Source organism: Nonomuraea salmonea (genome assembly GCF_042428605.1).
Classification (GTDB): Bacteria; Actinomycetota; Actinomycetes; order Streptosporangiales; family Streptosporangiaceae; genus Nonomuraea; species Nonomuraea salmonea.
Genome location: NZ_JBHMCF010000026.1, coordinates 1 through 9637, shown reverse-complemented (window position 1 = coordinate 9637; position 9637 = coordinate 1). Strand labels below are relative to the sequence as shown.

The 9637-nt window shown below is 64.1% G+C and carries 11 protein-coding genes and 1 pseudogene; 7 read left to right on the top strand and 5 right to left on the bottom strand.

What is annotated here, in order from left to right; translation table 11 throughout:
- Positions 1-795 precede the first annotated feature (795 nt).
- The 4 genes from ACFFR3_RS23730 (at position 796) to ACFFR3_RS23715 (ending at position 2560) form a co-directional block, all read left to right on the top strand.
- Complete coding sequence (locus ACFFR3_RS23730; protein ID WP_364386035.1) at positions 796-1254, top strand: hypothetical protein; 459 nt, start codon at positions 796-798, stop codon at positions 1252-1254.
- Between the two features lie 57 nt (positions 1255-1311).
- Positions 1312-1455, top strand: a complete 144-nt coding sequence (locus ACFFR3_RS23725) for a hypothetical protein (RefSeq protein ID WP_345395022.1) — start codon at positions 1312-1314, stop codon at positions 1453-1455.
- A 526-nt stretch (positions 1456-1981) separates the two neighbouring features.
- Positions 1982-2314, top strand: coding sequence for a DUF6247 family protein (locus ACFFR3_RS23720; RefSeq protein WP_345395025.1), 333 nt, complete (start codon positions 1982-1984; stop codon positions 2312-2314).
- Positions 2315-2560 (top strand): hypothetical protein, encoded by a 246-nt coding sequence (locus ACFFR3_RS23715; RefSeq protein WP_345395028.1) that lies wholly within the window; start codon positions 2315-2317, stop codon positions 2558-2560. It begins immediately after the preceding gene.
- Between the two features lie 258 nt (positions 2561-2818).
- On the opposite strand, the gene ACFFR3_RS23710 is transcribed toward ACFFR3_RS23715, so the two are convergent.
- Entirely contained in the window at positions 2819-3064 is a 246-nt protein-coding gene (locus tag ACFFR3_RS23710; protein ID WP_345395030.1) for a hypothetical protein, read from the bottom strand.
- Here ACFFR3_RS23710 and ACFFR3_RS23705 point away from each other — a divergent pair.
- From ACFFR3_RS23705 to ACFFR3_RS23695, 3 genes are all read left to right on the top strand, one after another.
- The gene (locus ACFFR3_RS23705; RefSeq protein ID WP_364386040.1) at positions 2975-3259 is read left to right on the top strand and encodes a DUF5919 domain-containing protein; all 285 of its coding nucleotides are present in this window, start codon (positions 2975-2977) and stop codon (positions 3257-3259) included. The two genes, ACFFR3_RS23710 and ACFFR3_RS23705, sit on opposite strands and share 90 nt — an antisense overlap.
- Positions 3256-4092, top strand: coding sequence for an inositol monophosphatase family protein (locus tag ACFFR3_RS23700; RefSeq protein ID WP_379483866.1), 837 nt, complete (start codon positions 3256-3258; stop codon positions 4090-4092). Before ACFFR3_RS23705 ends, ACFFR3_RS23700 begins: the two co-directional genes overlap by 4 nt.
- Before the next feature lie 207 nt (positions 4093-4299).
- On the top strand, positions 4300-4983 hold the full coding sequence (locus tag ACFFR3_RS23695) for an SMI1/KNR4 family protein (RefSeq protein WP_364375287.1): 684 nt from the start codon (positions 4300-4302) through the stop codon (positions 4981-4983).
- 1008 nt (positions 4984-5991) lie between these two features.
- On the opposite strand, the gene ACFFR3_RS23690 is transcribed toward ACFFR3_RS23695, so the two are convergent.
- The 4 genes and pseudogenes from ACFFR3_RS23690 to ACFFR3_RS23675 all read right to left on the bottom strand — a co-directional run.
- Positions 5992-6393 (bottom strand): hypothetical protein, encoded by a 402-nt coding sequence (locus tag ACFFR3_RS23690; RefSeq protein WP_379483865.1) that lies wholly within the window; start codon positions 6391-6393, stop codon positions 5992-5994.
- Positions 6394-7234: 841 nt separating this feature from the next.
- Entirely contained in the window at positions 7235-7954 is a 720-nt protein-coding gene (locus ACFFR3_RS23685) for an aminoglycoside phosphotransferase family protein (protein WP_345395044.1), read from the bottom strand.
- A 322-nt stretch (positions 7955-8276) separates the two neighbouring features.
- A complete protein-coding gene (gene pyrH / locus ACFFR3_RS23680) occupies positions 8277-9014 on the bottom strand; it encodes a UMP kinase (RefSeq protein ID WP_379483864.1) in 738 nt (245 codons plus the stop codon).
- Positions 9015-9342: 328 nt separating this feature from the next.
- Positions 9343-9637 (bottom strand): annotated as a pseudogene (locus tag ACFFR3_RS23675) (hypothetical protein); the annotation flags it as partial.

The following is a 9637-nucleotide window of genomic DNA, read 5'->3' as shown; positions in this document are numbered from 1 at the left end:
CGATCAAGGTGTCAAGCATCAAGCGAGGCCAGAGTGTCAACCATCAAGCGAGACAGGACATCGGCCACGCCGATCACACTGCCGAATTGTTCCTGTAGGGATCAAGGCGGCGGCGCGGCGCGCCGCCGTACCCCCGGCCCTCCGCCCGCCCGCCGTCCGGGCGTGCGGCCTGGGGGCCGGTCCCGGACGGCGGGCGGGACACCGGGCCGGCCACCGCACGCCGGCCCCGCCGTACCAACCGAACCCACCGGCCGGGGTTGCCCCGCCGCCACACAGATGCAGCCCTACGATCGCCACTGCATGGCTGGACACCGTACGTGCTTGGGGGCGATCGACGATCCAGGGTTCGTTCCTCACCCTGGCTCACTGTGCAAGGTGGCTAATCGTCGAGCTTAACTACCTGAACGGGCGGATCTCCCTCGGTCACGACGGTGGTCGCGGGTCGCCGGTGCGCGGTCGGCGCAAGTGTCCTGCTGGTTGTAACGCGTGTTCAGGGTGTCGGTCGCGGACTGGTAGGCCAAGACGCAACGCTGCACCACTTTGGCCATGGCTTGATCGGCCAGGGCCGCGGCCGGGCCTTGGAAGTAGATTGACGGCCTGGTTCTGCATGACCCGCCGTAGGTGACAGAGATTGCTGGTGCTTCAATCACACAGAACAGCTCGCCAGCGGACTAGAACCTGAAAGCCACGGGATGTCCTTGTAGTGCATGCGCATCCCGTCCGCGTTTTCTTGGGGAAGGGGAGAATGTGCGGAGGTTATCGGCACTAGCTTACAGCCTGGCTGCGCTGCTTTTCGTGACGTCGGTGATCGCTCTGTGGGTCTCTGAACGCAACGATCTCAGAGCGGCGGCGGTGATGCTGACCATTGCCTTGGCCTCCCTCGGCGTGGGAGCGATGAGCGTGCGACGAGACGACCAGCGGTGGATCTCCGCCTTCCTGGGGACATCCGCGATCTCGATGCTCGTGCTGGGGTGGGGTGTGGGGGCTGTGGCCGCGTTATGGGCATGGCCCCTGGTGCTTCTGGCCGGACTGCCGGTGATAGCTGTCTTCGGGCTCGGACTCGCAGGGCTGAAGAGCGGCCGCTGGTGGGGGATATTACTCTGTTGCATCCCTCTAACGGGCGTCGCGTACCTATCGCATGTTCGACCGAACGAAGGCGTATTCTGGGGCGCACTCGAAGTGTGGAGCCTGATCATGGCGCTCGCACTGGCGCTCTCCTTCGCGTGGGAACAGAGACACGAGTCGAAAAAGTGAGGACGTGACGTCGCGTAGCGGCGCTTGATCCTCTTCTCATCCGCCACCCTCGCCGCTATGACCTTGATGATCGAGATCGCCTGGACAGCTGGTCAGGACGCGCGGCGGTTCTGGTCCTACTTCCTTCTTCCTGCTGCACTGATCGCCGGGATACGGCTGATCGTCACTACCGTCATAACTTCGTTGGACGCCCGCAGATGACCCGCCTCAGAGTTGCAGTTCAGGTTGCAATACGAAGCCGTCCAAGGACGTTCACTATGGACCGCCCACGCCCTCTGGCCTGCATTGAATTGCCTGGGACCATGCTCGGCCGAGCCTTTAATCCGCATGTTGGAGATCCGCTGACTTCCAAGCACCTTCGCCGCGCCAGTGCCCCGCCGCGGCGCCAAACGGCTCACCAAGCAGGTACGAGGGCGGGCTCGCCAGCGGATCACCACGAGTATCGGCGGCTCACGCGAGCACTGGCAAGTGCGTGCCCGTTGCGTGCCCGTTCGGAGAGCGATCAGCGGGGAGTCACGGTGACTCACGGCCACTCGACCGGCGGACGCCCAGGTCAGCGTTTTCCCTGGTCGGAGGGCATAATCCTGAAAGAGTTCCCAAGCTGACAGCGCGGGTTCGATTCCCGTCACCCGCTCCACTTCGTACTGTGACAGGCCCACCTCTCGTGTGTGCGTGAAGGATGTCGCCCCTCCTCTGTAGTCTCTAGAGGACAAGGAAGGGAGCGGGTATGACCGCACAACCGCAGGACTTCATCTCCGTCGGCGCGCCTCTGCCTGAGAAGAACCTGCGGGCCATCCGTGCCGCGCTGGTCATCTCAGAAGATCGCGAGGCTTTCGACGCCGGACTCAAGGCCGTGCTCGACGAGGTCAGGGTGAGCCTGGATCTTGGAGCGCTGAACGCTTTCGTGCACCGCTGGTGGATCTCCGCGTGTGACACCGCAAAAGATCCCGAGGGGCGCCGTCAGATGCACGTCCGAGCCCAACAGGCTCTGGCCGGCGAACCTGTTCCTCATGGGAGGCCGTGGCGGGAGATCCTTGCTGCTCGCGGGGTCGATGTCTAGGTGTTCAAGCTCGTCATCGATCCCGTAGCCGAGGAACAGATCGCTGCGCTACCCGATCACGCACTGCATCCGCTCGCGGATCTGTTCGCACTACTGGAGACCGCTCCGTGGGGTGGAGACCCGTACAACTCTGCAAATCCCCGGGCGAACATGCTTACGCACCCGTTCGGAGAGCGCGGCCTTGCCACGTACGTGGTCCTGGACCGGCAGCGCGAGGTCTACCTTGTCCGCATTGAATGGCCGTAAGCCCGTGCCCGCTGCGTGCCCGTTCTCGTAGCGACCAGCAGGGAGTCACGGGAACTCACGGTGACTCGACCGGCACATGCCCAGGTCAGCGTTTCCCCTGCTCAGGGTCCATGATCTTGAAGAGTTCCCAAGCTGACAGCGCGGGTTCGATTTTCGTCACCCGCTCTCAGTCTGAAGGCCCAGGTGGGGACGTGGATCCCGACCCGGGCCTTACTTGTTTCCTGCCTTGTTTGATCTTTGCGGGCCATTAACGGGCCATTAGCTCTTGATCACCCCTGCCGGGACCAGCGCGCCCGTCGTGCCCTCGTCGTCGTCATCGTCGCGTGCTTCGAGTTGCCGGTCGATGGCGTGGGTGATCGCCTCGTCGGCTCCTCTGACCGCGTGCTGGTAGATCATGGCCGCCCGTACGTTGTCGTGCCCCATGCGGGCCCTGAGGTCCTTCTGCCCCGCCCCGGGCTGCGCGATCGGCTCGACACCACGTCGGCCCAGTGCCTCGAACTCCACGTCTACGACGAGACGATCCGATACAACCTGATCATCGTGGACCGGGCGTTGTGCGTGATCCAGCCGTACCTGCCGCAGGCACGCGGAGTCGATTCACCTCCCTTTGTGATCACGGACAGCACCGCCGCAGAGGGGTTGTTCCCCATCTTCGACCAGGTGTTCAGGGATGTGTGGGAGCGGAGCAAACCCGTATGACCATCGACACCCGAACTCTTCTCCCCATCGCTGAACGAGCCGTGTCGATCGCCAGCGAGATCATCCGCATCAAGGCTCCCGGCGTCATCACGGCCAAGGGTGACCGGGACATGGCCACGGAGGTGGATTACGCCGTCGAGCATGCCGTACGGGAATTCCTGGCCCGTGAAACCCCTGAGATCGGCTTTCTGGGTGAAGAGGAAGGCGGCAGTCGCCTGGGTGATGGCCTGATGTGGGCGCTGGACCCCGTGGACGGGACGGCCAACTTCCTGCACGGCATCCCGCTCTGCGGCGTCTCCCTGGGCCTCGTCGATAAGGACGCCCCCACGCTTGGTGTGATCGACCTGCCGTTCCTCGACCTTCGCTACGCGGCGGCTGAGGAGGCCGGCGCTGCCGTCAACGGGTCTGCGATCCGGGTGGGCGATGCCCGCGACTTGCGGAGTGCGATTGTGGCGATCGGTGACTATGCAGTGGGGGAGAACGCCGAGGAGCGTAACCGGCCGAGGTTCGCCCTGACCGAAGAGCTCGCCGCGCGCGTTCAGCGCATTCGGATGTTCGGCTCCGCCGCGGTCGATCTCGCGTGGGTGGCTCACGGCAGGATCGATGCCGCCATAATGCTCAGCAACAACCCGTGGGATACCGCAGCAGGCGTCATCATCGCCCGAGAAGCTGGCGCAACGGTGATCGATCTCGACGGTAGCCCGCACAGCATGACCGCCCAAGCGACCATCGCCGCAAGCCCGAAGCTTGTAGCCGATCTCGTCGAACTCATCGCAGAGGCCCGTAAGGCCGGGGTGTTCGACCGGGTGTTCGACCGGAAGATTGCCGAATAGCTCTTGTAGGTATCAAGCGGCGGCGCGGCGCGCCGGCGTACCAGGCCCTCCACCGCCTCGCCGGCCGCGCATGCGGCCTGGGGGCCGGTCCCGGCCGGCGGCGGCCCGGGCCGTAGCCGCCCCACACCCCGCCGCAGCCAAACGAGCCCGCCGACCTGAGCGCCACGCTGCCGCCATATTGCCCACGAAGAGCCTCATACTGGCGCCATGGCGACCATGACAGCCAGACTCGACCGACTGCGAGCCGTCGAAAACGGCCGACCCGCACACCTGCATAAGTTCTACCGACGCAACGAGCGGTTCCTCATCTTCGGCGCTAAACGACACCAGTACCGCAACACTCCGCTCAACCCCACCTCGGTCCAAGCTCTAGAAGACGATCTCGGTGTCCCATTACCGCCCGCATACCGGGAGTTCCTCCTCCAGCTCGGCCCCGGAGCGGGCCCGTACTACGGCATCTGGGGACCTGAGGAGATCGAAGCAGAAACCGAGGGCGATCCTGCCAAACCCTTCCCGTTCACCCGTCGCGACGCCGAGCAGATCTACAACGCCTGGTATGCATGGGTCCACAATCCAAAGCCCACCTCTGGTGGCGGCCCCAGCATCCAAGCCCCCGGCCCCACACCCGGCTGCATCTTCATCGGCACCCAGGGTTGCTCGGGTGTCACCGCGTTGGTAACCGCAGGAGAGTTGATGGGCACGGTGTGGGATGTCTGGCTCGACGCAAGCGCCTGGCGACCAGCCAAGACCGCCCCCGCCAGCTTGGAGAGCGAGCTCTACGACCTGACCACACCCATATATCTCGGTCCTGCGCCAACCTTCGACGCTTGGTACGAGGCATGGCTCACACGCGCCGAAGCCGAGCTGTCACCCCCAGGACGAACCTCATGAGCGGTTCCGCAGCATCATCATCATGTAACCCCCGCTGCGCATGACAACCTCTAGGTCAAGAACCAAGCCCTTGCCTCCGGCGGGCCTCAGGCTCCGGGATGATCACTACTCAACGGCTGAGGTTCGTAGGTTGCTGAGGTGGAAGCTGATCATCCCGTCCGCCATCGACCCGGGACGAGCCGAGCAGACCGGGGCCACGGATACCAGATCGTTCGTCCGGTAGGGCGCTCCATCTGGTACCCGTGGCCCCGGCCCGCTTCCCCTTCGGGCGGGTCGACGGCAGACGGGATGATCAGATGGACGGCGTGCGCGCGTCGCGCAGAAGAGCACCAGGTGGCGGGCTGATCGCCGGGCCATTAGGAGGGGTGACGGGGGGTCAACCACGGTCACTCAGGACCGGTCTTCCGCCCAGGTCAGCACTTCAGTGGGCCGTGATCGATGCAGTTCCCAAGCTGACAGCGCGGGTTCGATTCCCGTCACCCGCTCCAATCCTTTTCCGGGGCCTCACTGCATGGCCTTCCACATGAAGCGCTTCGCGCATGGGTGTTCCGGTCCGTGTCTCCCAGGGGACTTCGCCCCCTTCGACCCCCCTGAAAACCACGCTCGCTGCGCTCGCCCTCGGCCCCGCCCGTTGCCTGGTTACACGGTGGGCTGGCGGATGCCCGCCCCCGAACGGGCCTCGCTGACGCTCTGCTCAGGCATTCCACCATGCATCGCATGCTGCCGAGATGCTCGCCGGTGTCCCGCACCCGCCCACACCCATCCCGACGGGGGATGGAACGCCTCACGGTATGCGGCCACCCAGCAAAGACTGCAGGCCAGCATCCCCGAGAACGAAGCAGGACGATAATCAGGCCACGACGCCCCGAACAACTCGTTCAGCTCCACCTCCCCGAGCGCGGGGCCCACCTCCAACCTGATTTGGTTCTCTGGAGCCTGGTCGCTCATCGCCATGCCGAGCAGGGCGCCATAGATGCCTCCGGCGGGGGCACTCCGGCTCCGGGATGATCACGCGGACGGCGTATGCGCGTTGCGCTCCCACTCGACCTCGTCGTATTCGTCGATCCACACTTCGGCGCCGACCTCCCCCAGGAGTTTGATCACGGGGGCATCCAACATGAAGCACAGAGCACCAACTCCTGGCCCGAGCAGGTCACGCGTAAGGTGCAGTTCGATCGTTGCCCCCACCCTGGCCAGTGAACCGAGCTCGTCCGCAAGCCCAAGAAGAGGATCAGTCACTGCCCTGATGAGCTCTTCCAGCGAGGCCTCGTTGCCGTGAGCAGATGCTTCGAGTTCCCAATCGCCAGTATGGGTGACTGCTGAAAGCCGCACACCTAAGGCCTCAGAGATCTCGATGGGACTGTGCACATCGCTCATGATCCGCAATGTTGCGCTGTGTTCGACTCTCACGGCGCACAGGCTAGGGCTCTGTGCTCAGGTCACGCCAGGTCGAAGGCTGGTCGTCGGGCCATTAGCGGGCCATTAAGAGGGGTGACGAGGGGACAATCACGGTCACTCAGGATCAACTTGCCGCCCAGCTCAGTGTCCCAGTGGGCCGTGATCGATGCAGTTCCCAAGCTGACAGCGCGGGTTCGATTCCTGTCACCCGCTCTCAGTATGAGAGCCCAGGTGAACCGGTGATCCGGTACCTGGGCTTCGTTGCTTCCTCGGGCTGTTGATCTCTGCGCGCCATTACGCGGTTGGAGTCAGCGGGGTCCAGGGCATGGCTCAAACCTTGATGACAGTGAGGCGTGCACCGCACAGTGCGGCGAGGTCCTCGGGATCGGAAGTGAGAATCGTGACGGGGCCTGGGGCTGCGAGAGCGGTGGCGCCGAGTATGGCATCGATGGCGTACTTATGCCCGTGCAGCTCTTGTAGGCATCAAGCGGCGGCGCGGCGCGCCGCCGTACCCCCGGCCCTCCGCCCGCCCGCCGTCCGGGCGTGCGGCCTGGGGGCCGGTCCCGGACGGCGGGCGGGACACCGGGCCGGCCACCGCACGCCGGCCCCGCCGTACCAACCGAACGCACCGACCGGGGTTGCCCCGCCGCCGCACAGATACAGCCCTACGATCGCCACTGCATGGCTGGACACCGTGCATGGTTGGGGGCGATCGAAGGTCCAGGGCTTCGTTCCTCAGCCCTGGCCCACCGAGCACCTCGGTACTGTCGATCAGCGGTATGGCCTACCCCACCTTCGTCCTTTTACTGGGCAACGAAGCAGCGGGCCTTGCGAGCTCTTCACGGCTGGTACGTCATGCCAATGCAGATAGCAGGAGTGCCTTGTGCTCGTAGACAAGCTTGCGGTCCGCTGTCGCCCAGGCGATGGCGGCTTCGGCGTGCTGGCGACGGGTCGCAGTGAGGTTGTGATTACTTGCGTTGACTGCCTCCACGTCAGCGATGCTGGTCTGCCTACGCACTATCGCGCCCAGGAGTTGTTCGGGTTCGACGTCGCCGTAGCCGTCGCGTAGTTCACGCAAATGCTGGGCCTGCTGGTCGATCGGGACTCGGCCTTGGGACTGGATGCACCAGGTCCACGCCATGTAGCCGAGATCGTCAAGCCGGTTTCCGGGACGGCTTGACGACCAGTCGATGAAGGCCACCGGCATACCCCTTTGAAAGACGGTATTGAACGGGCCTGGGTCACCGTGGATGACGCATTCGGCGGCGGCTGCTAGGACATGCCCGGCGGTTGTTTCATGCAGGTCGCGCAGCATTCGCCCCCCGCAGGCATATGCGCCGGGTGCTCGCTGCGTGGGATGGTCGGTAGTGTTGCCTGGAATGAAGGTCAGTATGTCCCGGCCGTGTTCGTCGATACCGAGGTAGCGCGGCGCGTACGGGTAGCCGACAGACTCCAGATAGAGCAGCACCTGGGAAGCGAACTCAGCGCCCGCATCACGAGCGCGGCGCACTGTGTCGCCAACGCGCACCACTTCCAACGCATTGTTCCCGCCGGTGAGAGGCTCCTCGATCACAACCTCCATGATGGGACAAGCCGCTCCAACATGCTCCATTGCGTGCCGATCGGTGCCGCGCGTTGCGCGAGAAACAGCAGGTCGCAGGCTGATCGCCGGGCCATTAGCGGGCCATTAAGAGGGGTGACGGGGGGGTCAACCACGGTCACTCAGGACCGGCTTGTCGCCCAGCTCAACGCCTCAGTGGGCCGTGATCGATGCAGTTCCCAAGCTGACAGCGCGGGTTCGATTCCCGTCACCCGCTTCAAGCCCGAAGGCCCAGATAAGGACAGAGATCCGGACCGGGCCTTGATTCTCTTCGCTCACTGATCGTCTGAAGTGGCTATGCTCCCGAGATTGCCGGATCGCGGGTGATCCTCGTTCCAACGTCTTTGCCTTGGCAGATCGCCTTCATGACGCCCGTGGCCGCCACGTCGAACACGTGCATGAGGAGCCCTTGCTCATTGGCGAGCACGAAGGCGCTCGCGTCCATCACCCTTACCTCGCCCGCCAGAGCTTCTCGGTAGGTGAGGTTGGTGTACCGCTTGGCATCCGGGTTCACGTTCGGGTCGCTGTCGTACACCCCGTCGACACCGCGCTTGGCGACCAGCAGCGCGTCCGCTTCAAGCTCCAGAGCCCGCTGAACGGCCGGATAGTCCGTCGTGACGTACGGCTGGCCGATACCGCCGGCGAGCAGAACGATCAACCCGCGGCGAAGGTGCCGGTCGGCGCGAAGCCGGATGAAAGGCTCCGCGACACTCTGCATCGGTACAGCGGTCATTACCCGCACGTCTATTCGTGAACGCGCGGTGAGCACTCCACGCAACATCAACGCGTTCATCACCGTGCCAAGCATGCCGATGTTGTCAGCTTCGGCCCGGCCTATCCCCCAGCCCTCGGCCATCCGGCCGCGGAAGTAGTTGCCGCCGCCGATGACCACCGCGACCTCAACACCCAACTCGTGGACGGAAAGGATCTCATCCGCCAGCTGAGCGAGACTCGCTGGATCGGTCCCCCAACCAGCACCCCCCGCAAGCGCCTCGCCGCTCAGCTTGACTACGACCCGTGAGTAACGACCCATCCCGTTCCCTCCACGGCCGCACCCTCGGCGACCCGATCAAGAATATGAGGCACGACCCCCAGAAGAGCAACGAACACCAAGTGGTGTGGCCAGAACGGACGGCGATCAGCGGTGATTGGCGGGTACTCATGGTCACTCGACCAGCTCTGACCTGCACCCGTGTTTCCCAGCTCAGCACGGGAAGATCAGTAGATGGTTCCCAAGCTGACAGCGCGGGTTCGATTCCCGTCACCCGCTCTCAGTGCGAAAAGCCGGGTCAGTGATGGGTTCCCGATCTGGCTTTCGATCAATCCTCTCAACAGTTGCTACCCGCTCGGATCAACCGGATCTACATCAGTATCACCCGGTCAGCGTCGATATCGAACCCGAGATCCGGATGGTCGGGAGATCCCTCCGCACTCATCAACACGGACTTCCCGACACGCCGTCCGAGCAGGCAGAAGAAGTCCACGAGGGCGTCCAACCGCTCCTGCCCCTGCAACTCTCTGAGATCGACGTCGAAGTCGATCGACTCGGTTTGATACATGCGGAAGATGATCAGCATGTCGGGGGCCAGCCAGACTCTCAGAGGGCGATTCGAGAGTTCATGCCCGTGATGCCGCAGTGTGGTTGAGTGAATCTGT